18 protein-coding genes and 3 pseudogenes are annotated in these 26,045 nt (G+C 38.8%); 10 read left to right on the top strand and 11 right to left on the bottom strand.

The annotated features are described in order from the left end of the window. Together CBS1_RS08555 and CBS1_RS08550 are read right to left on the bottom strand one after the other, a co-directional pair. Positions 1-1,080, bottom strand: a complete 1,080-nt coding sequence (locus CBS1_RS08555) for a TDP-N-acetylfucosamine:lipid II N-acetylfucosaminyltransferase family protein (protein ID WP_033191469.1) — start codon at positions 1,078-1,080, stop codon at positions 1-3. 550 nt (positions 1,081-1,630) lie between these two features. Beyond that, positions 1,631-2,749 carry an AAA family ATPase gene (locus CBS1_RS08550; protein WP_033191470.1) on the bottom strand — a complete coding sequence of 373 codons (1,119 nt, stop codon included), beginning with the start codon at positions 2,747-2,749 and terminating at the stop codon, positions 1,631-1,633. A 221-nt stretch (positions 2,750-2,970) separates the two neighbouring features. Between CBS1_RS08550 and CBS1_RS08545 the strand changes: the two genes are divergently transcribed. Further along, complete coding sequence (locus CBS1_RS08545) at positions 2,971-3,399, top strand: hypothetical protein (protein WP_052107114.1); 429 nt, start codon at positions 2,971-2,973, stop codon at positions 3,397-3,399. A gap of 85 nt (positions 3,400-3,484) precedes the next feature. On the opposite strand, the gene CBS1_RS08540 is transcribed toward CBS1_RS08545, so the two are convergent. Then, entirely contained in the window at positions 3,485-4,450 is a 966-nt protein-coding gene (locus CBS1_RS08540) for a Fic family protein (protein WP_164969264.1), read from the bottom strand. A gap of 715 nt (positions 4,451-5,165) precedes the next feature. On the opposite strand from CBS1_RS08540, the gene CBS1_RS08535 reads away from it, so the two are divergent. The 5 genes and pseudogenes from CBS1_RS08535 (at position 5,166) to CBS1_RS08515 (ending at position 9,595) form a co-directional block, all read left to right on the top strand. Then, positions 5,166-5,492: a hypothetical protein gene (locus CBS1_RS08535; protein WP_128998148.1), complete on the top strand. Its 327-nt coding sequence runs from the start codon at positions 5,166-5,168 to the stop codon at positions 5,490-5,492. A 12-nt stretch (positions 5,493-5,504) separates the two neighbouring features. Next, positions 5,505-5,780, top strand: a complete 276-nt coding sequence (locus CBS1_RS08530) for a plasmid pRiA4b ORF-3 family protein (RefSeq protein ID WP_249477096.1) — start codon at positions 5,505-5,507, stop codon at positions 5,778-5,780. Positions 5,781-5,878: 98 nt separating this feature from the next. Beyond that, complete coding sequence (locus CBS1_RS08525) at positions 5,879-7,048, top strand: ATP-binding protein (protein ID WP_033191473.1); 1,170 nt, start codon at positions 5,879-5,881, stop codon at positions 7,046-7,048. 186 nt (positions 7,049-7,234) lie between these two features. Then, a pseudogene (locus tag CBS1_RS10865) lies at positions 7,235-8,433 on the top strand (RNA-guided endonuclease InsQ/TnpB family protein). A 64-nt stretch (positions 8,434-8,497) separates the two neighbouring features. Beyond that, positions 8,498-9,595 (top strand): Fic family protein, encoded by a 1,098-nt coding sequence (locus tag CBS1_RS08515; protein ID WP_033191474.1) that lies wholly within the window; start codon positions 8,498-8,500, stop codon positions 9,593-9,595. 164 nt (positions 9,596-9,759) lie between these two features. Here CBS1_RS08515 and CBS1_RS10365 read toward each other — a convergent pair whose 3' ends face one another. Further along, positions 9,760-9,906, bottom strand: a complete 147-nt coding sequence (locus CBS1_RS10365; RefSeq protein ID WP_164969263.1) for a hypothetical protein — start codon at positions 9,904-9,906, stop codon at positions 9,760-9,762. Between the two features lie 146 nt (positions 9,907-10,052). Next, complete coding sequence (locus tag CBS1_RS08510) at positions 10,053-11,393, bottom strand: restriction endonuclease (RefSeq protein WP_090223293.1); 1,341 nt, start codon at positions 11,391-11,393, stop codon at positions 10,053-10,055. Between the two features lie 276 nt (positions 11,394-11,669). On the opposite strand from CBS1_RS08510, the gene CBS1_RS08505 reads away from it, so the two are divergent. Then, on the top strand, positions 11,670-11,834 hold the full coding sequence (locus CBS1_RS08505; RefSeq protein ID WP_241685511.1) for a hypothetical protein: 165 nt from the start codon (positions 11,670-11,672) through the stop codon (positions 11,832-11,834). A gap of 354 nt (positions 11,835-12,188) precedes the next feature. On the opposite strand, the gene CBS1_RS08500 is transcribed toward CBS1_RS08505, so the two are convergent. Both CBS1_RS08500 and CBS1_RS08495 read right to left on the bottom strand, forming a co-directional pair. Beyond that, a complete protein-coding gene (locus tag CBS1_RS08500; protein WP_128998146.1) occupies positions 12,189-13,379 on the bottom strand; it encodes a Fic family protein in 1,191 nt (396 codons plus the stop codon). Between the two features lie 328 nt (positions 13,380-13,707). After that, positions 13,708-15,366, bottom strand: coding sequence for an ATP-dependent nuclease (locus tag CBS1_RS08495; protein WP_033191478.1), 1,659 nt, complete (start codon positions 15,364-15,366; stop codon positions 13,708-13,710). Positions 15,367-16,252: 886 nt separating this feature from the next. Here CBS1_RS08495 and CBS1_RS08490 point away from each other — a divergent pair. Together CBS1_RS08490 and CBS1_RS08485 are read left to right on the top strand one after the other, a co-directional pair. Continuing rightward, the gene (locus CBS1_RS08490; protein ID WP_236938408.1) at positions 16,253-16,528 is read left to right on the top strand and encodes a hypothetical protein; all 276 of its coding nucleotides are present in this window, start codon (positions 16,253-16,255) and stop codon (positions 16,526-16,528) included. Between the two features lie 1,076 nt (positions 16,529-17,604). After that, the gene (locus CBS1_RS08485; RefSeq protein WP_033191481.1) at positions 17,605-19,383 is read left to right on the top strand and encodes an ATP-dependent nuclease; all 1,779 of its coding nucleotides are present in this window, start codon (positions 17,605-17,607) and stop codon (positions 19,381-19,383) included. Between the two features lie 224 nt (positions 19,384-19,607). On the opposite strand, the pseudogene CBS1_RS10550 reads toward CBS1_RS08485, so the two are convergent. Beyond that, positions 19,608-20,535, bottom strand: a pseudogene (locus CBS1_RS10550) (DDE-type integrase/transposase/recombinase). 114 nt (positions 20,536-20,649) lie between these two features. Continuing rightward, a complete protein-coding gene (locus CBS1_RS10545; protein WP_033191365.1) occupies positions 20,650-21,579 on the bottom strand; it encodes a DDE-type integrase/transposase/recombinase in 930 nt (309 codons plus the stop codon). A 128-nt stretch (positions 21,580-21,707) separates the two neighbouring features. Between CBS1_RS10545 and CBS1_RS10900 the strand changes: the two are divergent. Further along, positions 21,708-22,544, top strand: a pseudogene (locus CBS1_RS10900) (DUF3800 domain-containing protein). Positions 22,545-22,898: 354 nt separating this feature from the next. Here the strand turns inward: CBS1_RS10900 and CBS1_RS08470 are convergent. Together CBS1_RS08470 and CBS1_RS08465 are read right to left on the bottom strand one after the other, a co-directional pair. Continuing rightward, entirely contained in the window at positions 22,899-23,879 is a 981-nt protein-coding gene (locus CBS1_RS08470; RefSeq protein ID WP_090222478.1) for a mannose-1-phosphate guanylyltransferase, read from the bottom strand. Between the two features lie 569 nt (positions 23,880-24,448). Then, positions 24,449-25,885: a lipopolysaccharide biosynthesis protein gene (locus CBS1_RS08465; RefSeq protein WP_090222476.1), complete on the bottom strand. Its 1,437-nt coding sequence runs from the start codon at positions 25,883-25,885 to the stop codon at positions 24,449-24,451. Positions 25,886-26,045: the final 160 nt, after the last annotated feature.

The following is a 26,045-nucleotide window of genomic DNA, read 5'->3' as shown; positions in this document are numbered from 1 at the left end:
TCAATCACCTTCTTCAAAAAAACTTCTCCACAATTGTGCACACTTTTCCTCTGAGAACTCTCTTCTGATTATCCTGCGATTATTCTCTCTATCTTCTTCACTCATGTACCAGAAATCGGTTTCTCTACCACCAGTTAAACAGTTGGTGTCAAATACTTTGACACCAAGATCTATTAACATTTTCCATGGACTCGTTTCTGACCTGATGTATACTTTTTTTCCAAGATAGAGCAAGGCAAGTATATTCCCCAGTCCAGCTTGATAGCTGTGGTTAAACACTGCTACATCTACTGAATTAAGCAGCTTGCCGTACTCCTGAGGATTCAAAAACTCCGTTAATGGCACGAATCTTTCACCGTACATTTCTTGTCCACACTCAATCACGTATTGTGCATAATCCTTATTCCCGTACGACAAAGGACAGATTATTTTTGTGTTGTGAGTCACATAGTTTCTTAAGAAGTTAAGTGCTTCAATATGAAATCCATCTGCTCTTGAACTGTGGTTCAACAGTACTATCTTGGATTCACTTCTACCAGAGTTATTTTCAAGGATCTTATCAAGCAAATCAAAGTCAACGGGATTCGGATAGAACAAATGCCTCCACTCTGCTTTGGTGTCTATATGCTCAGCTAATCGGTCGTAATCTCCTTTGACCAAACTACCTATCCACCTCAAATTCTGCACAATCTTTTTGTACATATACGCTTTTACTTTGAGCTTGAATTTCTTTGGCTTGTTAATTATGTGTGAATTCAAATAAGAATACAAATCTGCACCCCAAATGATCCAAACCGCTTTTCTTAATAGCGACCGTTGCACAAAAAGAACAGGATAGAATTTGGTGTAAAATAGCGAATGTATGATTACTTTTCTCGAATTTCTTGCAAAACGATATAATCTAAAAGTATCGATCAAATCCTCTGGATCTATTTTCTTGATTTGAGCATTACTAAGATCATGGTAAATATCTGGTTTAACTGTCCAAAACACATGGTCTTCCGCAGGGAAATTCCTGAGGATAAACTTCACGTAATTATGAGTGTAAATGCTGTCGGTAAGGAAAATGTGTGTGAACACCCAAATCACCCCAAACTGAGAAGAATTAGATCCAAAAGTTACTACAATATAAATTCAAACAGATGCAAGAAAATCACTTGCTACTTACGAAATTTTGAATTTTGAAATCTTATAATCAAAAATAAAAAACTAGACTCAGTAAAAGAACATCTCAAAAAAAAATCCACAAGTGTTGTGGTTCAAAGTAAAGTCTGTGGAGCTTACAATCACTGCCGATATATGTGATGGCAGACAAACTGCAGAAATCTTTCTATACAATGTTTATTAATTTCCTACCTTAAAACTTGATAAACTATGAAAGATAAACCATCAACATCCCATAGTTAGACTTAATCTTAACCAATTCGTATCCGCACAGGTGCACAACGCTACCTTTTTTGTTAAGTCAAATAGCCTCATTTTCTGGTTGCGCTTCTTGTCATTATCGAAACATTAACTACCTTTCGAGTACTGTTCTAAAGAAGCTTAAAAGCGCGCAGCAAGCAAATGATTCTTCAGACTTTAACATACTCTCTTAAGTTTCTTGCGTCTCCATTCATCTCCCGTATGTTTAATCCAACCTTCTCACTACATACCTCTCAAACAGCGGATCGATTATCTGATACTTCCCTCTGCCTTGCTTTTCCAGTATGCCGTGCTGCGTCAATCTTTTGAGAAGTTTGTTCAGTGCACCTGCACTGGGGAGTTTGTACTTTTCCAAATTCTCCGCACTAAAATAATCCCCATCCTGTTCACTTATTAATTTTAGCACATTTCTTAAATACTTGTAGTCGAGTGTTTCGATTATCATATCGTACCCGTACGCCTCCCTATCGCACAGATAATCAAATACCTCTTCCACCTGCTCGATACCCGAAGAACTTTCCGTTTTGTTCCACAGTTCATAGCACAAAAGTTGAAGAAAATACGGATGCCCTTTCGTAAGCTCGTATACCTTCCTTGCACTCTCTAAACTTATATTCTTATCCGTTTCCTCAAACTTTCTGAGGATATATTCAACACACTCATTTTCAGGCAACATGCTCGTCATATCGATTCGCAAACAGGAATGGTATAAAACACCGGATGCTTCAAAGAACAACTCTTCTATCATATGCCTCATCGAGCCGGAAAAGACAAAAAGCACATCGCTTCTTGTTTGGAAAAAACTCCTCAAACTCTCGGGCAACCTTTCAGATATAGCTCCATAGGCTTGGAATTCATCAAGAATCACAACAAGCCTTCGGCCAACGGCCTTCTGTGCACCTTCCAAAAGCTCATACATCTGCTCAATGAGTATATCATCACTCACATCACCATCCAGCGCAAATGAAACACTTCCCAAATCAACTGAAAACTTTACATACCTTGCAAAATTCTTCAAATACTTACCAACAAACACCATGGGACTTTCTTCTTTCAAAAGCTCGTATACCTGCTTCACAACCTTTTGCACAAACCCGCGCAGTGAAAATAACCCGAACAAATCAACATAGACCGCAGGATAACCGCTTTCAGCCATAAACTTTTGAAGCAGCCAAGTCTTGCCAAACCTTCTTGGAGCAACAACTACAGCGTTGTTTCCGCTCTCGATTGCACTGCAAAGACTCTCGTACTCTTTCCATCTATCGATAAAATCTTTAGCACTGTACAACTTACCAATCTTGAACGGATTCGACACACTCGCCATACAACCACCTCCAATTAGTTGTATCCCTTCGTGGAACAAAAAATTTATCCAAAGAAAGTGTAAAACTCAGTAGATACATCTAATTGGCATGCGTTTTGTATCTTTCCCTTGTCACTCTCCCCTTGACATAGGGGAGAAAATTTTGGTATTATATGTATACGTATGTATACACCCCCCACTGGTAACCATCCTCAAAACTCATCTGCAAGGAGGTTAATCCAATGCAACAAGGTAAACAAAATCCGTTTGAAGAACAATTCGGGCAAGAAGAGCAAGACCAACAACCAGCCGCAAAATCAGAAGACATCCGCAAATGGCACGAAAAAGTGCTAAGCTACAAGCACCTCGTGCGCAGATGGACGGCATACTTTTGGGGTATCAACAAGGCATTCCTCTATTCGTATGAAGACCTCGAACAGACTATTTGGTATATTCTAATGGTAGGCCTTAAAGAATTCGACGGAAGGGGAGATGAAGAGCAGTTTTTGAATTGGTACATAAGAAACAAAGTAGTATCTATAATGATGTACGGCAAAAAACCACCAAAGTGCACACATTTGCCATTCACACCCATTCGCTTCGACTACGTTTCCCCAGATGAGCTTGCAGAATTAAATGAACTATTCTATTCAGATGGTGAGGATGATTGAACGACTGAAAAAGCCAGGCAGGCGCCTGGCGTTTTTCGTTTTTCCAATCTTCGGTGTTTTTAAAATCCACAAGGTTAAATACTTATCATTCTATTGTACAATCACTCAAAAGTTGTGGATACACCAACCACCTACCCTCTGGCTTTATCGCAATTAATTGCTTACGTTCTATCATCTTTCTCACTGCATCCGCACTCTTTCCAATCTGATTTGCAAATTCGTCGACTTTAACCAATTTATCCCTATTAGCAGAACAAATTTCCCTATCAAAAGCCTCGATTAAACTGTACGCTATCATTCTTGCAAGTGGTTTTGTATCCTCCGTTGAGAACATTGCATCTATCTTCTCTGGCGTTTGATCGTTTGCTGACTCTCGGAACAACTTTCTAATCCCTTTTTCCGCACTTTCCAACGCCTTAATATATTCCATACGCTCACTGTCATCCATACCTTTAACTACTATATTCAAATATCCATAGTAGATCAAAATAGTATTTGTCAAAATTCTACCTATCCTGCCGTTACCATCCTCGAAAGGATGGATGCTTTCAAACAACACATGAGTTCTTGCGGTGGCTTCGTGAACTGGGTGTTTTTGATAGGCATATTCTACATATCTGATCCACAACTTAACCCAGTCTGCAATATCGTATTCTGACGGTTTAATTTTCGCACCAGTTATCTTTATTGGTCCATATCTAAAATTTCCAAGTCGGCTCTCATTCTGGATTAAACCATCAAACAACATTCTATGGCATGTTCTCACTAAAGCAACAGTCAACAACTTTTCCTGCGTCTTGGAATACTCAAAAGCTAGATTGTAGAAAAATCTTGCCGTTTTAAAATAATTCACCACTTCACTTGCCGACTTGTAGTTTGTATTCAAAGCTCTGTCTAATTCATCCTCATCCACAAAAATGCCCTCAATCATCAGGGAATTCCTTGTTTCTTCCTTAAGCCTATATAACCATTCTTTATTTGTTATTTCAACAAAGATAGGTTTAAAAACACTTCTTCTGCACTCTACTAGCCTTGTTAACATGTTATTCATATTGTAACCTCCGTATTTTGTCCACTTTTTTCGAGAGGCTGTATACATCTGAACCAAAGTTTCTTTATCTAAATAATTTTCGAACAGCATCCCTTTGTCCTGTTTGAAGTTAAAAAGCGACATCTGGACAAGTAGTTACACCTGTGAAATTTGTTAATAACTTTAGTGTAATACGAAAAGACAGAACATTGTTCAATCACAGCTATCTTTATTTTATCACAAAGTCGTACTCACGATTAGCAAGAGCCTTTAAAAATGTACTTTATTTTCTGTCGCTTACAATTTATGTGTTTTTTTGCAAAGTTCTTGGCCTCATCTGTCGCTTTAATCTCACCACACACAACTACAGCTTTGACTATTTCTTCTCACTTTTCCAGTCTCCCATCTAACTTAGTGATGTCTCAAGACTGTTTTTAAATATAAAACAAAGGGACCACCCACGCCCCAATTCAAAAGGATTTTCAAATAATCCAAACAAACGAGAGGTCAAGGGTGGTCCCAAAAATATTATACCACAAATCTTCCGCTTTCAACAGCTTTGATTCAAAAATTCTAAAGCCAAAATTTGTTAAAATAATGAGTGTACAAGCAAGAAAAAAGAAAGTTTGAACGCACGAAAGGCAAAAACGAAAAAACTCTCAGCAGCTCTCAATTAAACAACAATCTCTACATCTTCAGAGTCACCCTCGCAAAATCTTGGATACGTGCGCCATTCTTGGAAGAAGTTGATGAGCCACCGTACCCAGTCATCGCAGTTCTGGGCAAAACCACACCCTATCGACCGGGATTAACGATCATCGACGCTTTCGAATTTGATTTCGACCATCTCTTCGACTTTTTTGACAACACAAAAAACTGGATCAACTCAAAAGTACGATACGAACTCAAAACAGACTTGGAAGGTGATGAAGGCATAGTGGACCTTAAAAAATTATTCTCAGACCTGCCACCCGAGAAGTACAAATTAGTGGAGCGTATAATCAAGAACCTACCGACAAAGAAAGGTGTAAAAAAAGTCAAAGTCTGCCAAGTTTTCACATGACCCCGCCAAAAAATGCTATTCCTATTTGACTACGGCGATGAGTGGCAGTTCATTGTGGAACTAAAGAAAATCACCGAACCAGAACCGAACAAGAAATCCCCTGCAATCCTTGAAATCTTCGGCAAGCCACCAAAGCAGTATCCTGATACGAAGAAGAGCTGGAAGAAGAACCTGAAGAGTGAACACGCTCAGACACTATCTATCCTTAATCTTGTAAGCATAAGCTCCAAATCGTTCTACCGATTCGTTTCCATAGAGAACGAATTTCAAACAAAATCGTTCTGTTAGAGAACGGTTTCTAAATTTTTTGCATTTTTCGTTTTGAAAAAGAACGAAAATGATGTATAATAGTTCTGAAACTTGCACAACACTTGGAGGTGTAGGTCATGAACATCGAGAATGTGCTGGAACTACTTGAATTGAGAATGAAAAGGTCTATATCTTTTCTTCCAGCAAAGCGAAGATTGTACTTTGAGGAATTGAAAAAGCGCTTCGTAAGCAGAGGAATATTATTATGTGGACCTCGTGGTAGTGGAAAAACGACATTCCTGCTCTCAATCGCGCAGGAAGAAAACATGTTCTACATATCCGCAGACGACCCGCTTGTTGGTGTTGTCCCGTTCTACGAGCTGAGCCAACATATCCTTTCATCCTACGATGGAATAATCATCGATGAAATACATTTTCTAAAAGATTGGGGAATCCAACTCAAAAGTCTTTACGATTCATTTCCGAACAAAAAAATATGGATTAGTGATAGTAGTTCGATAATGCTGCACAAAAGCATCGCGGAACTCTCGCGAAGATTCGTTATCATCTCACTTCCCCTCATGTCTTTACGAGAGTTCATACACTTTGAGACAGGAAAAATACTGCCTGTTATTACCGACCCGTTCAGTAGCGAACTATCGGATATATCGATGAAAATACTCCGAGAGGTCGACGTGATGAAATACTTCAAATCCTATAAAGACCACGGCACAAGACCATTCTACACTGAACCAAACTTCAAAGACCGCATCATGAACATCATCCAAAAATCCATCTACTACGATATCCCTCACATCGTTGGTACACTAAGTGAGAACCATTTCGGAGTCATGAACGCCATCGTTAGCTATTTGGCATACTCGAAAATACCGACAATAAACGTAGAAAGCATGTGCAAAGAATGGAGACTGAGCAAAGAAAAGCTCTATCAACTTCTAAATGCCATGGGCCAAGTCGGGCTCGTAACCATCGTTCAAAAATCTCTCATCGAAAGCCCATACTCAAAAGGTGCGAAAATATTCTTCTCAGACCCAGTTATCTACAGCGCATTGGATGGAGAAATCGGCAACTTCCGTGAAGCATTTGTCGTCTTTGCACTAAAAGATAGAGGGACACTATTGGCTCAAAAAGATGAAACAAAAGGTGACTACGTATACAACAACATAACCATAGAAATAGGAGGGGCTAACAAGAAAAGAAAGCAGGCACATTATGCGATAAGGGACGATATAGACCTGCCGGTGAGAAATGCCATTCCCATGTGGACACTCGGAATGGGGTGGTGAAAATGTATAATTTCCAGTGCTTTTAAAATCTACTGATCCCACGTACTCAAAACCTTCACTTGTTTTGAGATTGACAGTACATTAACAAGCCCGCAAGCTACTCTCCTTTAGGGGAGTAGTAAGGGCTTGCAAGTTTTGTTCAAGAAATCTAGTATAATTGTTAAGAAAGGAGGTGAGCCAGCGCACATGCCAAAATATATAATCCGAACCTACAAAGTTCCTGTTCCAGCTGAATTGTATACTATGTGCAACGAACTTAACCAAACTGCAGCAAGAATCTACAACAAAACTCTTTCTCTTGTCAGGAAAATCAAACAAAAGAAAGACTTCTGGCTTTCTGAAAATAGCGCACAAAAGTTTATCCTTCGTTGGGCTTCCAGCATCAATATTCACACTCACTCAAAGCAAGCGTTTGTCCAACTCTACTTCCAAGCCCTCGATGGTTATTTTAAAGCCCTTAAGTCCAATCCTGATGCAAAACCACCGTACAAAACAAAAAAGTTCATGCCCTTCATTTGGAAAGATAGTGCAATCAAACTTCTGCCCGATGGTAGATTGAGGCTATCCTTAGGCAAAGACAGAGAGCCTTTTGAGATTCAAACAAGTCTGCCATCTGCTGCAAAGATTAGACAAGCTAAGTTGGTGTATGAAGCAGGCAGATACTATCTTCACCTTGGAATAGAGGTGAAGATTGAAGAGCGCAAAGAAAAAGACACAAAGCTTGTAGCGGTAGATTTGGGCATACTCCGTCCCATCGCCTTCTTTGATGGTCAAGAAGTCGTTTCATATCATGGTGGTGCATTAAGGAACAAAGAACTGGCAAAACTGCAGTCAGTAAATGCAAAAAAGACTCAAGAAGGTACAGAAAGGTTCTAAGAGCAAAAAACAAACTGTTGAGAAAACTAAGCAACCAGCTGAACGATATACTGCACAAAATCACGAGCCAATTTGTGGGGATGTGTTATCAAAAAGCAATAGACACCATCGTGATAGGGGATGTCACAAACATTCGAGAAAGAGTAGAAGGCAACGACAACGCAATGCAAAAAGTGCATCAGTGGTGCTTTAGACGAATAACAAACCTAATAATGTACAAAGCGCAGGTGCACGGGATAAAAGTTGAGCAAATTTCAGAAAGTTATACAAGCAGAATGTGTCCGGTGTGTGGACAACAAAATCACTCAGAAGGTCGCAGGTACAAGTGTGCAAAATGTGGGTTTGAGTATCACAGGGATGGAGTAGGAGCAGTAAACATATATAAAAGGTATCTTGGCAGCAACCAAGTAGTAGCGGGATTGGCACCCGTCAAAGGTGTGAGATTTAAGCCACACCTTTGTAGCCATGGAGTAAGCACTTCTCCATGGAAGGTAGCCTTGAGCTACTAAGAATCCGATCCCCTTTAGGGGATTGGGAGTGTCAATTAACTCTCTGGAAAGGAGATGAAATGGCATGTCCTACAATCCTCGAAACCTGCTTTCAAGAACCAACTGGCGTGAATTTATGCTCGATGACGTTGTCGGAGACTTACCATTAGACGATATTACCGACCAATTGCTCTGGGAAGAAGCTTGGCACTCTTGTGCACTCGATGGTGTTATCGTACCACGAGAGGAAATAGAACAAATCAAACAAATAGCTGAACAACGAGCCGTGCTTTCTGATAAAGTTATTGAAGAATTCTTGCAAGGGAGGCTCAGTCAAAAAGAACTCTCAAAAGTTCTCAGCTATTCATTTGACAGAATAAAGCCGAGCTGGGCTGAGCTAATCAGATATTTTGAAGTGGCTTCCTCAATGTATGCCTTGGCATTGCAAGAAGACATGAATATACTCCAACAAATTCATTTGTTACCAAAAATAATCCACGCAAGCTTGTTCTACGGCATTCCGGAAAAGAACAGAGCCGGAGAGTACAGAAAACCAAACAACAAGAAAGTACTCAGCAAAGACCTTGGTATTACACCTCTGCTCGTAAAATATGCTCCCGAAGACAACATCGAAAAACTCATGGAGCTCTGGGCCGAATACACATTGTTCTTGCTGAAAAAAAGAAGATTAACTGACGAGGTCATGTTTAACGCTGCGGAACATTCCCACGCATTGTTCATGAGTATCCTACCTTTTGAATATGGGAATGGTCGAGTCAGTCGAATCATTCTGAACATTCTACTAATGCTTGCATCCTACCTAAACGCAATCATCCCATCCCAAGGGAAGGACAAAGAAACATACCTAAAAGGAATTGAAATAGCTACACTCATACTAACACCGAATTTGGAATTTGGTCCACCGGAACTGAAGATACTTGAAATCGTATACAAAGCACAACGTACCGGGCATCTTACAAAAGCAATCGCATACGGCTTGATGGATTCGTACGATATCTTGCTCACAAAATATTTGAGCGCCAAACTCATTCCACTAAGCGAATTCGCAAAACAAATCGGAAAAAAACCGTCCGAAGTAAACTACTTGCTCAACACCAGAAAACTAATTCGCAAAAAGATAGATGGAAAATGGTACGTATATCCCGAGATTGCTCCCGTTTAACCTCATCACACCTGCCTGAAAGAAGCGGGAACAGTTAACCAAAGCTGAGAGCAGTGTGCAAAAAAGTATGCTACCAGGTAGGAAAAAATAAAATAAACTTCGCTTCCAATCGGACAAACAGGTTCGGTTTGTACAATGTATCGTACATTTCGAAAAAAGGCAAATTAGATGAAGGAGAAGACGTTTACACTGAACGACTTAAGTATCATAGCTATCTGGGATTCTATCTTCTTGGACGAATCAAGGTAGGATTTGCTTGCGTACAAAACATAAACAACGGCATTTACGAGGAAAACTTTTTCAGTTTCCATTTTAACTCACTTAGTTAACATATAAGCCTTAATCACTGATTAGCTTGTCCACGCTCCGTCCTACCAATCTTGACTTCCAGGTGACTTTTTGGTGGAAAGAAACAAAAGATGGTTCTTTCTAGAGCTGTATCTCGTTAGTGCATGATTCAATCTTTTGAGTTAAATACAGTCTCAGCAAGATGATAACACTTCTCTAAGTAGTCCAACGTGCGCCGATCAGAAATCCCAAGACTCTTAACATCACCAGGCTTTCCATACAAAAGAGTTCGATAATAAACTCCAACACCTTGAAACACACATGAAAACAAAGAGACCAATTTTAGTTCATTTGACAAGTCCACAAACCACGGTTTTGGTTCTGAACCGTAAAACTTTGGAAAAAACCTGTCGTACACTTCTAAAGCTTTTCGTATCCCCTCAACTGGCACCTTTGTTTTTCTGGATAATATCTCAAACTCCTCATTCTCACGGTCTCGCAAGATAAAACCACCAAAAACTAGCAAGAACCATTGCCAAAAAACAGGATAGAGGAAAGAATAACTTTCGTTCTCAAGCGTACACAAGCCACCGTAGAATGATTTTGGTATCGATTCATCATCCTCATATGAGTCTTTCCAGTTTTTACATAACATTAGCCCGACAGCAGTCTTCAGTATAGATAACCTTACCATATGTTCTATATACGTGGAAATCTGAAGTATATTGAATTCGCAATCGTAAAAAGTGCGTTCAAAAAGCTCCTCTGGAATCCCTCCTGTCTTTTCACTTTGATTTTTTGAATGATCGCTTACGCACTGTTCAGAAACTCTATACTTCCCTTTCTGACATTCCCTGTAAAGTTCCTTCAGCTTTTCAAAATTCTCGTTTAGGAAAAACACTTTGTCCTTTATCATACGATAGTATTCATGTAGAAGTTCAGCATGCTCATTAGTATTGGAAGATATTGCCTTAAAGTTTTCGAGTAGAGAGGATTTCTTTCCTGGATGTTTTCTTAAGGAACTTAAGAAGTTCATCAACTTTCTTTCAATTCGTTGTGTAATCATCCAGATTTTGACATCCTTTTCGTCTACAGTAACATGTTCTTCATTACATAGGATTTGGATAGCTTTTTCGAATTCACTCAAAGTTTGCGGTAAACACCTCAGTTGGACCCCAAGTTCCATAAATCTTCTTTTGACTTCCTCGCTTATTTCCTTTTTTCTTCGTGTGCTGTAGATAAAAAGCCCTTTATTTACCCCGATAAAGTCCATCCAGCCTTTGAGCTTGAACACATCTTCCAAGCCCCAGTCGCCGGATTTAACTTCGACAATAGTTGTACTTGGCGACTCATTTTGAGAAAGCTCGGTTACTATTACGTCGAGTTCGAGAGTGTTGTCCATTTTAACATTTCGTTCTACAAACATTCCTGATACTTGTAATAATGCTGAAACATAGTCCTCAAAGTCATTATCTGTAAATTCCTCAGGAAGTAGCCACTCTTGTGACATCTATATCACTTCCTTTGAAGATACGTTGATAGCATCCTATTTAATATTTTATCACTTTATTCATTTCGTGCTGTTTATTCCTCCCAAGTATCAGTTACCTTTTACGGCGCAAAATCTCTGCGTACTTAAATCCTAATACACCAATTAATAATAAAGGCACAGCTTACCGAAAGGATGGCATTTTTTGGGCATTAACAATCAAATGAACAAACCACTTGATACATCCCTATAGCAGCCTCGCAAGAATTCGACGGAAGGGGAGATGAAGAGCAGTTTTTGAACTGGTACATAAGAAACAAAGTAGTATCTATAATGATGTACGGCAAAAAGCCACCCAAATGCACGCACTTACCGTTTACACCCATTCGATTCGACTATGTTTCACCGGATGAAATGGCAGAATTAAATGAACTATTCTATTCAGATGGTGAGGATGAGTAAATGATTGAAAAAAGCCAGGCAGGTGCCTGGCTGTTTTTCATTTTAGCTCTGTTTTAGAAATCCACAAGTTTTAGATACTTACAGCTTGGCATTACTTCAGAACTGATGCATCATGGTATAAAATTGATGCATCACAGAGATATGTTGACGCATCAGCAACGCATCATGACGCATCATTTTGGCAAGTTGATGCAACAGCCAAATCTTGACCTACCTATAGATCAAAAAAATAAAAATTGACCTTTCAACAGGTCATGTTTTGCATCAAAGTATTCTTGCCGGCCCAATTTTAATCACTTCTTCTTTCGTACAGCTTTGAATGGTATAATCGTGAACCTGCAAATGAATTAAAAACTATTTCTTGTTCTTCTTTTTTGCCCCATCATTTTGCTTGGATTCTTTCTCAACGGTATTCATCCTACCAGAACCAAGAAATTCCTCGAGTGATTTTGGTGCAATTTCAGGATATACATACCATTCTCCGTCTATCTTTTTGCGAATCAGCTTTCTACTTCGCACCAACCGCTGAACTTCAGAAAGCTTCTTCCCACTCTGCTTAACAAACTCGCTCAATGGAACAAGCTTATCCTTCAGATAATAATTTAGCAAAATATCATACGAATCAGCCAAACCGTACACAATGCTTTTTATCAAATCGCTACTTCTTCGCATTTGGTATAGAATTGCCAATTGCATTGGAAGTGTCTGGCCTGATACAAACTGTTCGTGGAATACCTTTGCTCCTCTCTCAAGTCCTCTGAAGTACATCTTCTTTTCCTCTTCTTCTGATGAAATAATTGCATTCCCGTACTTAGCCATCAAAAGAAGCATGTTCATGATAATCCGACCAACTCGACCATTTCCGTACTCGAAAGGTAGGATGCTCATGAACAATGCGTGAGAGTACTCAACATTATCCAATGTGTAATTCCACCTTTGCACAAACAAAAGCCTCGTAAACTCAGACCAAATTTTCATAAACTCTTCGATATTATCCTTTGGGGCGAGTTCTTTCAGCAAAGATGGCACACCGGCATCTTCGATACTTGATGTCTTTCTGTACTCCCCACTCTTCTCCTTCCCAGGGATACCATAGAACAGACTTCTGTGAATCAACCTTGGCAGTTTTGGAAGTAAAAACAACACATTTTCGCGCATCTCCAGTGCCATACCATACATCGCCATGGCAACTTCGTAGTACCTTATCACTTCCGCCCAGCTTGGTTTTATATCATCAAACGAGTAGCTCAAAACATTAGACAATTTTTTCTCACTAATCTTGCCTTTCAACATCTTCTCGATTATCTCTTCTGAATACTCCAACCTCTTAGCAGCGATTTCTTTAACTGCATCCATTTCTTCAAATGGCACTACAACACCATCAAGCGCACACGAATGCCAAGCCTCTTCCCAAAGCAATTGACCTTCGATATGCTCTAAGGTTAAATCATCAACAAAATCCATCAAAACGTCATCACGCCAGTCAACAATCAATTTCAAATTTCCAGAATAATACGCCATACAACCATCACCCTTACCTACCAAAAATTAACAACCAACTTTTAACTTCTATTTTACTGCAAAGCTAATTCAAAATCAAAAAACAAAAGAACCGTTCACGGCCAAATCTAAAAGGATTTTCAATAAGATCCAAACAACAATAGACCGTGGGTGGTGTGTGTATGTTAAACCGTGAATTTTTGTGGAAGGGATTCGGGAAGTTTGCGTTGATTTTAATGTAAAATCTCTCAATAGGCATAAGGACTTTTCATGAAAACGCTTAAGCTTCACCCTATTACAGGCTTAAACTGTGGTTCATAGAACTTCACTGGCAGAACTAAGGGAAGGTTAACGCTGTTATTTAATCCTTCTACTATCTTCGTAATTTCAGTAGAACATCCTTAAGTTTTCTAAATTTTTGCCAACCTTCATCATCTTCCCTGAAGTGGCTTGTGCAAAGCGCCAATGCAACCTCTCTTGCAACAAGCGGTTTCGAGTCTCCAAGTTGGTTCCTTACATTCTCCTCCAACATAGTATATTCTTTAAAATGCTTCCTAAGAGAGTCCTCAAAATCTTTCTCAAACACACAACAAGATGCAGTTATAACCCAGTTATCTTCAATAAAATCGTTGTAGAAGTTTTTCTCAGCCATTCCTATTGTATTCAAAATGTCGGTTGTTTTCTTCCTACCGTTGTCTTTACTAGAATCATTATCGAAACAAACATAGCAGGGAATATCAAATACAGTAAAGAAACGCCACCACTTTGGTATTTCACCCTTGCCTCCAACACTGATCACATCGATTCCTTCCTTGACCAAATCTAGCCCAACCTTTTCTAGATAAATTGGCAATGCAAGTTCTTCCGAAGGTCCTTCCACCAAGACCACTTTCTTGGAAAATAACCCCCGAAGAATGCTTGGAGTAGCGCTTTTTGCATAGAATGGTACTATCTTGTCAGGACTCGCTTTAGTAGCTCCATGTTCTTGGCAATATCTAGCTAATCCTTCACGCCTTATCTGTTTCACTCTGGTAGAACCATTTTCTCTTCTAACAACGTTAATTCCCTCTAAATATTCTAAGTCAACAAAATATGGGCTATGTGTTGAAATAATAACCTGCAAGCCATTTTTTGCCATTTCGTAAAGAACCTTCGCCACATATTTCTGAGCCATAGGATGTAAATGACTCTCGGGTTCGTCTATAATTAGAATCAGGCTTGAATCGCTTTTGAAAGCTTTTGCATATGCATATGCCAAAGAAATAGCCAGTATTTGCTGTTGCCCCGTACCAAGTTCCTCAAGTTCACGAACAACATTGTTCTCAACGGGAACTAGCCGTAAATTCTTATAATAATTGCTAGGGTCGTACGCAGAAAAATCTATCCCAAGTGCGTAAGACATGTTTGAAAGAAAATTATTCATACTTCCACTTATCATTTTCTTAAATTCTTTGAATTCCTCTACTTCATTAAACACATCTATAATGCTCTCGTAATAATGTTTTAGCGCTTCAACTCTTTCTTTATTTTCAACAAGGCTCTCGTGAAATCTTTTAGTAACTCTGGATAGTAATGTATACTTGTTTGCGTAACTCAATTGATACGCTAAGTTGCGCTCAGACATAATAAAAATCGAAGCGATTTGTTCTCGAACGTAATTCGCTTGACGCTCATCGTTACTTCCGTCTTCGTTGATGATAGTTAAGACATTTTGTTTCCCCTTCTCAACTTTTAGTTCCAAGCGCTTGAGAGTTGATGAAGATTCACGTAACATACCATCGAATTGCTCTATTTCTGCCTTAAGCTCAATTATGTTCTCTTCACTTCTGTTAAAAAAATCCCAAGCCTCAAACTCTTTATATTTCGGATTCCACTCTCCGAATAGAACATCTACGGCACGTAATATATTCGTTTTCCCAGAGTTGTTTTCCCCAATTATTACAACGGGTTGGTTTTCTGGAAATTCAATAGTAATTCCTTCGGAACCTATAGACCTATAGTTTTTGATAAAAATACTTTTTAGTCTAATCATCCTTGATACCCCTTTTAAGTGATTGATGCTGTTAACTAAAAGTATTAAAAATTTCCGAAGTCCATATTATTTCCTAAGAAACGTACCCTTTTCCATCAAACTTTTGTTTCTGTCAATTAAAAGCATTGCAGAATTTTTAAAGGGGCATTCCCTAGGAGAGGCCATTTATAACGCAACCCGACCGTAGATGAGTTACAGAATTTGCAAGAGAAAAAGCCATCCACTGAATATAACTTTATTATCAAGTTTGTGAAGGTGATTGGCGGGGCTTAGTAATCGCCGGTAGCTTCTCCAAGCCTATAAGTACATTCCTTCGTTTCTAGATTCCAAAAGCCTAAGGATTTTTTCTTCCCATTACGAATGCTTGGTTTTCATATTGCTAAAACTCTTGATTACTAAGAGAATTACAGAAACTCAAATAGGCGCTGAGATGATCAAGAACCTGCTAAATCACGCATGCAGCTTATCAATACTGGGGATGGTACTCTAGCAAAGCGGTAATAACATTGGGTGCGTTGTTTTCGTTCAGGAGTTCGTAACCATTACACGTGTCTTTTTGAGATTTTTCCCGTTCCTTCACAGCAGAGTTACTTTTACAATCTTTCTTCCAAACTCACGTTGGTTTAAATGTCTGGTCTAACCAAATGAATGTTTGTGTGTTAAGTGAATTAGATAAATGCTTTTTAGTCTCATGAAAAAAGAAAGTTACTTTTATTTTACCATGTGTGATGTTAATAAAAAATAGCAGTTTTGTAAATTTTTACTGCAATAAGCTGGACGATAAACCTAAAGGTGGGGCTTTAGAATCGCCGTAATGTTTCCTGTCGAGGTTGCCTGCAAATGTTATCCGCCACAGAAGAGATTTCATAAGAAGATCATACTTTAGGTGTATCAACAAAGCATTCCTTTGTTTATACGAAGATTTCAAGCAGACTATTTGGTATATCCTAATGGTGGGCTTGCAAGAATTCGATGGAAGGGAGATGAAGAACAGTTCTTGAATTGGTACACAAGGAACAAAGTAGTATCAATCACGATAAACGGCAAAAAACCACCAAAATGCACACATTTGCCATTTACACCCATTCGCTTCGACTACGTTTCTCCAGACGAACTTGCGGAAGTCAACGAACTATTCTACTCCGATAGTGATGTTGATTGAATAATTCAAAAAGCCAGGCGGGTGCCTGGCCTCGTGCAAAATATTCAACAGTCGGTCTTGGATTCTTGGTTCCGGATGGTAGTTCAAATCCCTGACAAGGTCATAGTTAAAAAGGTCAAAATCTGCGCTTCGAGCATATTTCCTTTCGTGGTAGAACTACCAGCATTGGAAGAGGTTGCTGCACGGTACCTTCCAACCCGATGCGGTAAAAAGGTGCCTTCTCGATACAACAACAGCATTTCAGAAGGTCGTAGGGCGCCTACTGTCAAAATTCAACGATGAGACTGCTTTGTACGTAGTTCAACCTTCGCGAAAAATAATATTCGGTGTACCTGTGACGCTGTTGCCTGTTCATTCTTTCAGAAAATAACTTTTTCAACTAGTTCAGCCATTTTTCTCAAGACTTTCGAGTCTGGTTCACCTACTCGTTCCTTAAGCACATTGTACAACTTCTTGAGGCATAGTTTAATCAAAGAGCGAACAAGTTCTTTGAATAATTTAACTCGAAGGTCCGACGTACCGTCGTTCTAATCATCCGATAAAATGGCATCGATAAGTATGCTACCAAAAAGAAGTGCTAACAAAGCAATCTACCAGAAGATGTCTTTTGAATATCCTTTCATACTAACTCACCTCCTTCCTGTGTATACCGTTCTCATCCCCAAACTCTTCAAGATTATTGCAGGTGTCTCTGAAATTCTTTTAAGCTTACCATATATAAAATAACACAGGTAGCGATTTTAACTGACATAAGTTTAAGTTTGTGTATGCAATTTTGTAGTCCAAGAGAAATAAACGTCATAATGAATTGCTTCTGGCTTATGTGCAATAGTTAGTTAATAAAGATATAATCTTGCGTGCCTTTACTTCATTTAGCTTAAGGATTGGCAGAAAATTTCACAATGTTTTTTGTTAATGTTGTGATACAATAATAATAAAGTGATTCACACCACTACCCGGTCAAAAGACAACATAACGGCATCATTTTAGCTTGCGCTAAGCATGAAAAATTTATGTTGTTGACTGTTGTTTATTTCTGGCGAAAAAAATTCACTCTTTAGAAGGGGGGAAGGGGTATGAAAATCAAAGAAGTTACTATTCACAACTTCCGTTCAATCACGGATGTTACCCTTCATATGAAGGATTACAGCGTACTGATGGGTCCAAACAACACTGGGAAGACAAACATTATGTCTGCCCTTCGAGTTTTGTATGGGGATCTTGCTTTTGAAAAAGAACGGGACCTACCAAAGCTCCACAAATCGGAGAATACAAACTTTCAAGAAAGCTGGATTGAAGTGCTCTATCATTTGACGGACGAAGAATTTAAATCGTTACCAAAAGAATATCAGGGACCCAATAACACGTTGAAAATTAGAAAGTGGTTTTATACAGAAGACAAAGATAAACTCGGTGGTATATATGCTTATAAATCAAATGGAGAACTGTCAGAAACACCTTTCTACGGTGCCAAAAACGTTGGGCAACAAAAAATAGGCAAGTTAGTTTACATACCAGATGTCAGCACAAGTAATGAAACACTAAAGCTCTCGGGTCGATCCCCTTTTAGGGACCTTCTTGAACTTGTTGCAGCTAGCACCTTCGAAAGTAGCAAAGCGTATCAGAAAGCAAAGGAGGCACTTGAAAAACTCTCCAATGACCTACAGTCAAGTGATATAGATTCCGAACTATCAATCAATGCTCTCATGAAAAACGTAAACGAAGCTTTAAAACCTTGGAATCTTGAGTTTGGGCTTGAGATACTGCCACTTTCCGAGGAGCTAATAATAAAGAACTTGACGAAGTCGTACATCAAAGATGAAAATCTCGCTGATACCATCGACATTAACAATTGCGGTCAGGGAGTTCAAAGATACCTAATCTTTACGCTAATTAAACTCGCCGCTGACTTTAGAAAGAAGCAAAGCACCAAAAAGAAATCTGCTCGAAAGGAATTCAATCCAGACTTCACCCTTTTGCTGTTTGAAGAACCCGAAGTGTACCTCCACCCAACTCAACAGGAGTTTTTAAATGGGAAACTCAGAGAACTGGCAAAACAGGACAATATACAAGTGGTAGTTACTACCCATTCGCCAGCTTTTGTCTCGCCAAATCTGCTTGATTTAGAAGGATTGTGCAGGGTAAACCGGGTGAATGGCACTACTAAGGTTTATCAGCTTAACTCGGAAGATATTAAAGCACTCCTCCAAGAAAATACAGAGCTAATTAACTATCTGAAAGATTTTGCAAATAGTCAAGAGTGCGATAAAAGCACACGCGACGAAATAAATAAGATACTCAAAGATGAACCTCCTGAAGAAGAGAAAATTGAACAAGAATCCATTAAGTACTTCCTATGGATCGACAAAGAAAGGGCAACGATTTTTTTCTCAAACCACGTCGTACTGTGCGAAGGGGCTTCCGAAAAGGCACTGTTCAGCTTCTTGTTAAATAATGAATGGAGTGACTTGAAGGACAAAGGTATATACTTTCTTGACTGCCTCGGAAAATACAACATCAACAAGTATGTCAACCTATTAACCAAACTTGGAATCCCACATTCGGTAATTATCGACAAAGACTCAAACAAAAACCGTCACAGAGTTGTTAACGAATTTATATCTCACAACCTCACTGAGCTTACTAAAGGCATCTACTACTTTGAGATAGACTTAGAAAACTTCTTAGGAATCGAAAAACCAAAAGATAGTCACAGAAAGCCTCTTAACGTGCTATACGCACTTTACAGCATTTGGAAAGATGAGGAGGATCCAGAAAAACTCAAAAAACGTACGGAGATGTTGAAAAAACTGGAAGATATAAAAGAATTTCTAATAAAAGCCCTCAACTCTTAATAACAAAAATAAGTAGAGCTCTGATAAACTAATGTAAGTTTAATATCGCTTTAGTAAAGACATATCATTTGGCCTATGTATAGCTTGACATTTGCTGTACCATAACTCTGAAATAAACGCCATGGCAAAATTACCACAAGAGCTGTTTTCACTTTTAATTAACTGCGAGTTTTTTTGAACTTTTTAATCTTGTAACACCTAAACCGTTCAAAACGCGGATGCTGTTAACTTGTAGTGATGGAAGACAATAGAACACTCATAACACGCGCAATATCATTCCCGTTCAGTTTCAAGAGATTTCTCACTACACAAAAGCTATTTACGTACATTGGAAGATTCTCAATATTCTTGAATCCACGCTTGGCTCGTACAAAGTCTTGGAATAAGGAAAATTTAGATTCACATTGATTGTTTTGCCCAAGTCTCACAAAAATATGATTGATATTCTTGTATAGTATCTTCACTGCACCATACGCACCAAGTCCATCAGTGATTAGTTCGATTTCTCCTTCGTTGTTACCAAAGAACTTCTCTAACAATATCTTCACCTGACCCATATCACGATACTTGGATACATGCCAAGCAACAATAAGATTGGAATTGTGTTCAACTAAGAACCAAACGTAGTACTTTTTGGATTTAAACAAAACAATTTTCACCATGAACTTTGGAGACGTTCTCAGGAATGAGGATGGAAAAGAAAGAAGATAGCTTAAGGATCCGTTTGTAAATAGCGACGTGGGATACTTTGATATTGAGTGAGTCTCTGAGCGAGCGTAAAGATATATTGCCTTTGAAGTACAAGACGAAAGCCTTAAGGACGATGAAGATAGGGAAGCGGAAGAACTTGAAAGAATCGAAGGGAAGAGGAACAGGCTGAGGTAAGTTGGTAGGGATTCTATCTTTGGTATGGCAAGGCCTACAACGGAAGACAACAAAAGCGTGACGAATTTTGTAGATTTCCATGGTTTTGCCGCACTTAGGGCATTTAGGATAAGGGAAAGGGAAGAGTTTATGCTTTTGGCAGTGAGTAAGTTTGAAGGAGCGTTTGCAGTCTTTGCAGAAATACTGTTGATTGTGGTACTTATCATGGCCGTTTTTGTAGGTGTTTGTTGAACCACATTTGGGGCAGGAAGGTTTTTGGTTTTGCATGATGGGATACCTCCTTTTGAAGATTATTGAGGGGGGTGTCCCCTTCTTAAAGAATAATGCGGATTTTGGAAATTTTCAATACTTTTAGTTAACAGTATCGAATTGATGATCCTGTTAACTTGTAGTGATGGAAGACAATAGAACACAGATAACACGCGCAATATCATTGTTGTTCAGTTTCAAGAGATTTCTCACTACACAAAAGCTGTTCACGTACATTGGAAGATTGTCAATATTCTTAAATCCACGCTTGGCTCGTACAAAGTCTTGGAATAACGAAAACTTCGATTCACATTGATTGTTTTGCCCAAGTCTCACAACAATATGATTGATATTCTTGTATAGTATCTTCACTGCACCATATGCACCAAGTCCATCTGTAATTAGTTCGATTGTTCTTTCGTTGTTACCAAAGAACTTCTCTAACAATATCTTCACTTGACCCATATCGCGATATTTGGATACATGCCAAGCAACAATAAGATTCGAATCGTGCTCAACTAAGAACCAAACGTAGTACTTTTTGGATTTAAACAAAACGACAGTTTCATCACCATGGACTTTGAAAGCATCTACAGGAACGAGGATGGAAAAGAAACAAGACAACTTAAGGATCCACTTGTAGATAGCGACATGAGAGACTTTGATATTAAGTGAGTCTCTGATGGAACGCAAGGACACAGCTTTGAAATAAAGGACGAAGGCTTTAAGGACAATAAAGATAGGGAAACGGAAGAACTTGAAAGAGTCGAAAGGAAGAGGGACAAATTGAGGTAAGTTAGTTGGGATTTCGTCTCTGGTATGGCAAGAACGGCAACGGAACTTAACGAAGGCTTTTTTGATTTTGTGGATTTGCATAGTTTTTCCACAGACAGGGCATTTAGGATAAGGGAAAGAGAAGAGCTTGTGTTTTTTTGAATGAACAAGTCTGAAAGTGCGCTTACAGTCTTTGCAAAAGTATTGTTGGTTACCGTACTTATCATGACCGTTTTTGTAGATGTTGGTAGAGCCGCATTTGGGGCAAGAGACTACAGAATTTTGCATAGTGGAGTACCTCCTTTTTGTGAGAATTGATGGTGGGGGGTGTTCCACTAATAAGAAGATAATACGGTTTTTGGAAATTTTCAATACTTTTAGTTAACAGCATCAACTTGCTGATAGGAGGTGTAATCATGGCTACGTTTTTCGTCTTTTCCGACGAGTCGGGTAGCTATAAGGAAATCCGAGGCGACAAATTTGTGAAGAAAACTCCCTTTTATGTCAGAGCTTCCTTAATTATGGATTCGAACGACTGGCTTCAGTTAAAAGATGAATTTTATAAACTAAAAGAATCTTACCAAATACCTATTGGAATAGAAATAAAATGGTCCGACATGTGGATTCTAAAGAAACATCAAGAGAAGGGCGAGCCATTAAAGTCTAAAAATTTGTTATCTCTGGAAGATATTCCAGTAGATCATTTACTCAAGTTTGTGATAGAGTCTCTGAGTTTGCTTAGTAAATGTCGTTTCTGCAAAATTTTCTAAACAGTCACACTGAACGACCCTAAATTTACTCCCCCGATAAAAACCCAGAAAATATACGAAATGCATCTTCAAGATACTATGCAAAGAGTAGAAATGGAGATACAGTATAGTCAGGATAACATAGCTATCTTATTCTTAGACCCTATTGGGCGCGAAGCCGACCGTTCGATAAGAGAAGCTTACAGGCAGATTTATCTGTGCGGAGACTTTATCAAGAAGTACAAGCATATAAAAGATAGCTTGTCTTTCGAGTTATCACATCATAGCTTTGGAATTCAGCTATGTGATTACTGTGCTGGAATTTTCAATGGGGTATTGAAAGGTTATACACCTTCCATCGAAGTTTTTAGGACCAGACTTCGGCCGTTTTTGCGAAAAAGTTCCGAAGGGAAATTTATGGGTTGTGGAATTGTGGAAGTGCCAAAAAACGAGCAAGCACGACAGTTCTTGCTAAGTAGAATATGCGGGATAATCCACGGTTAAGTTGCAGGTCCAAAATTCGATTATACAACTTTTTCATATAAAAGATTCTTCCCCCGACTAACCAAATTACTTTTTCATGTAGCTTAGGACCATTTAATAATGTTTGTTATCTATACGGATTATCCTTATTTCCAAATTCGATAGCGATTCACCAAATGAAGTGGCTCAGGTTAATGAAATCTGTATTTCGATGGTAATGGTGACTGTATCATTGAAAACACCCAAGCAGGTACTTGGTTGTTTTACCGGTAACTTCACACAGTTGTGAACCTACATGAAAAATTGCTTCTTGAATCGCAGAATTCGAGAAAAGTATCTGGTAGCTTATCACAAGTGTGCTTTTTACCTACCATCCTACCTCGCACCATCAAGTTTCCCAAGCGCAGCTCTTATTTTTTCCAGCTCTGTTGATTTTGCCACGAGTATCCCGTTCTCTGTCTCAACAACTATCACGTCCTCCAGTCCTATCACTATTGTTGGCTTTGTCGTCTGGACAAATGCTTTGCTGTCTATTAACACACTATGTGGTGAGTTTTCAACTCCAAGTTCTTCAAGTGACTTCCAATTACCAACATCTGACCAAACGAAATCTGCTTTTATTGTGTATATCTTGTCAGCTTTCTCCATCAGTGCGTAGTCTATGCTTATGGATGGTACCTTTTCATACGTTTCCTCAATGCTTTTGTACTCAAAGAATGGCTCAAGCACATCTTTTGAGTGTTTTCTCATCTGCTTGAGGAAGTATTTTTTCTTCCACATAAACATGCCACTGTTCCAGAAAAATCGACCAGAGTTGAGGTATTCAACTGCTGTTTCGTAATTCGGCTTTTCTCGGAACATTTTAACTGAATATACATTGTCGCTTATCTCACTTTCTACTTCGATATACCCATACCCAGTTTCGGGTCTTGTTGGTACGATTCCAAACGTTATTATTCCCTCTTTATCCTGAAGAAACTTCTCGGCGAGTTCAACAGCATTCCAGAATTTTTCAACATCCGGTATGAAATGGTCCGCAGGAACAATAAATATCGTTTCTTCATCATCAAACTGCAATGTAGCCCAAGTACACGCCGGTGCGGTGTTTTTCTTTAACAGCTCAAGTAAAATGTTTTCTTTAGGAACTTCTGGTAATTCCTCATATGTCTTGTGAGCATACATCTGGTTTGTGACCACATATACGTCTTCTGGAGAAAGCCTATAGCTTAACCTTTCGAACGTCTGCCTTATGAGTGTTTTATCAGCAAAAAGTTTTAGAAACTGCTTAGGTGTATCCTTCGTAGAAAGTGGCCAAAACCTTTCTCCACTTCCACCTGCTAAGATAACTGCTTTCATAGGGACACCTCATTTCCCAGAGTCTAAAACAAATTCGTAGGCGGTACTCCCGTTTATCTGCCTTGCAAAATGTCTAAGCGAAGAGCTGTATGAAACAGATATAGTACTCGTTTTCCGGAATCGTAAAAACTTTGGTTCAACACAACGGAGAATTAACATCTTAAAGGTACTTCTACTACCCTCAAGCATCTAACGGAAATTGACTCTTTAGAGTCATACGTGCGAGGTGGATAGGAAACTACATTTCTCCTTTAGGTTAAGCTTTCGAAGATGTCCAAAATAGCTTGATTTCTACTTTTTGGGAAGCCCCTGGAAAAAATACGGTTACCGTTGCACGTTTCTCATACCAACTCATTGGAGTTGATCATTATTTACGTACTTATGATAAGGGGGACTATAAGAGTCACACGAAAGTTTAGCTCTGTTCATAATGAGTTTTTCTTAAAACCGGTTCTAACGACCATTTCGTTCAACTCTTGGATTTTCAGCTTATATGAAAATAGCCTACATTTCAATAGCAGTCACTTCTACAATTTTTTCGAACGTAGTCTGATATAATATCCCTGGTTTTACTGACGAGTAACAAAGGTCCAGATTTTTAACAGATCACCGAGCACTTCCTTGAAAACATCTTTGTATAAAAGAATAACAACTACTAAACCAACTAGACTGCTCAAAATACCTATACCAACTCTTTCAATGAACGTATTTATTGCTGCGACGAGTGAAAAAACCACAGTGGAGAAATAGGCCCTTTTCAGTTTGTACTTTACAGGGTATAGTTTCTCGGAAACTGTACTTTCTATCGTAAAAACGATTACATAAGAGAGACCTGTACTCAATGCAGCACCTTTGGCACCAAGTATAGGAATTAACAAGAGGTTGCCAACCAAATTGAAAGCCAGTGCGGCTCCATCGCTTACAATAAACCAGTAGGTCTTTTTCAGAAAATCTATACCACGGTCAGCTACAATAGCCATCATCGTTAGTATTGGATTCAATAGCAAGAACGGGATGACGAAGGCAGATTCCCTGTAACTTTTTTCAAACAACAAAAACAAAAGGCTTTTCGCAGAAATTATTATTAAGGACAAGGAAAACATCACAAAAGACACATAATCGAAAACTTTGGCTAAAACGTACTTATTCTCTCTATTTTTCTCGTATTGTTCGTATGCAAATGGGTACCAAAATGTTGAAAATCCTGTTGTAAATAAATTCGTTATAGACATTAGCTTGAACGCAGCAGAATACAATCCGATTTCTGCAAAGCCCGTATACATTCTAAGTATTATTCTATCTGTCCATCCCAGCAACCACCAAAGTAAACCGACAAGGAGAAAGGGGTATGAGTAAGCTATAATTTCCGTCAGAATCCCCTTGTCAATCTTGACTGGTATCCAGTCCTCGTGTTGAAAGCTAAAGCCAATACCAGTCGTAATCAAAGTAGAAAGCATTTGAGCATACAAAATTGCGTAGAAATCTCTCCGAAAGAAGAAGGCACAAGTCAGTACGAATGCAACGTTGCTTACGGAGTTAACTATCTGTAACGATGAATAAACAAACCCCTTACCCTGTATTCTTATCAGTGTTTGATTGAACGTCTGGAGTACGCCGAAAAAGACAGATGCAATGAGTAACAAGTATGTACTCGTTGATTCTTGACCGACTAAAAAAAGATTAACCTGCTTTTTAAAAATAAGAGCCAAAATGGCAAAGAGCGTACTCAACATGATCGGTACAATCAAGCAGCTCCACAAAAGTCTCCCCTTATCTTCTATTTTATGATAAAACCTCATTAGTGCATTCGGAGTACCAAAAACGACAATTGAAAGTACCATCGAGTACATCATTAAAAACATGTTCGCCTTACCGTATTCAGATGGTTCTATCAACCAAGATACCAACGGAACTGAGAAAAACGATATGACTGCATTAATCCAAGTACCAACGGAGAAAGAAAGATACTTCCCCAAGAATTTGCGTTTTATCGATAAAGGCTCCACTTCAGCCCCTCCTGAATTTCTTAGATTCTGCAAACTGCGAGTATTAAAAGTTTCAAAGCATTGTTATCTTTCAAAACAGAGCACAATGCAGGTACACCACTTCTCATAAAAAGTTTAATGCGTTAAGTTGGGATTCTAATAAACTTTGCAAAAATGGTCC

The organism is Fervidobacterium changbaicum (genome assembly GCF_004117075.1).
Lineage (GTDB): Bacteria > Thermotogota > Thermotogae > Thermotogales > Fervidobacteriaceae > Fervidobacterium > Fervidobacterium islandicum.
Note: the sequence above shows the minus strand (reverse complement) of the source record. Positions and strands in the feature narration are given on the sequence as shown.

Excerpts from the sequence above, each read along its gene's own strand:
- CBS1_RS08485 (WP_033191481.1), top strand. The coding sequence starts at position 17,605 with ATGAAAATCAAAGAAGTTACTATTCACAACTTCCGTTCAATCACGGAT.
- CBS1_RS08515 (WP_033191474.1), top strand. The coding sequence starts at position 8,498 with ATGTCCTACAATCCTCGAAACCTGCTTTCAAGAACCAACTGGCGTGAA.
- CBS1_RS08495 (WP_033191478.1), bottom strand. The coding sequence starts at position 15,366 with ATGATTAGACTAAAAAGTATTTTTATCAAAAACTATAGGTCTATAGGT.
- CBS1_RS08545 (WP_052107114.1), top strand. The coding sequence starts at position 2,971 with ATGCAACAAGGTAAACAAAATCCGTTTGAAGAACAATTCGGGCAAGAA.
- CBS1_RS08530 (WP_249477096.1), top strand. The coding sequence starts at position 5,505 with ATGCTATTCCTATTTGACTACGGCGATGAGTGGCAGTTCATTGTGGAA.
- CBS1_RS08540 (WP_164969264.1), bottom strand. The coding sequence starts at position 4,450 with ATGAATAACATGTTAACAAGGCTAGTAGAGTGCAGAAGAAGTGTTTTT.
- CBS1_RS08550 (WP_033191470.1), bottom strand. The coding sequence starts at position 2,749 with ATGGCGAGTGTGTCGAATCCGTTCAAGATTGGTAAGTTGTACAGTGCT.
- CBS1_RS10365 (WP_164969263.1), bottom strand. The coding sequence starts at position 9,906 with ATGGAAACTGAAAAAGTTTTCCTCGTAAATGCCGTTGTTTATGTTTTG.
- CBS1_RS08510 (WP_090223293.1), bottom strand. The coding sequence starts at position 11,393 with ATGTCACAAGAGTGGCTACTTCCTGAGGAATTTACAGATAATGACTTT.
- CBS1_RS08525 (WP_033191473.1), top strand. The coding sequence starts at position 5,879 with ATGAACATCGAGAATGTGCTGGAACTACTTGAATTGAGAATGAAAAGG.
- CBS1_RS08470 (WP_090222478.1), bottom strand. The coding sequence starts at position 23,879 with ATGAAAGCAGTTATCTTAGCAGGTGGAAGTGGAGAAAGGTTTTGGCCA.
- CBS1_RS10545 (WP_033191365.1), bottom strand. The coding sequence starts at position 21,579 with ATGCAAAATTCTGTAGTCTCTTGCCCCAAATGCGGCTCTACCAACATC.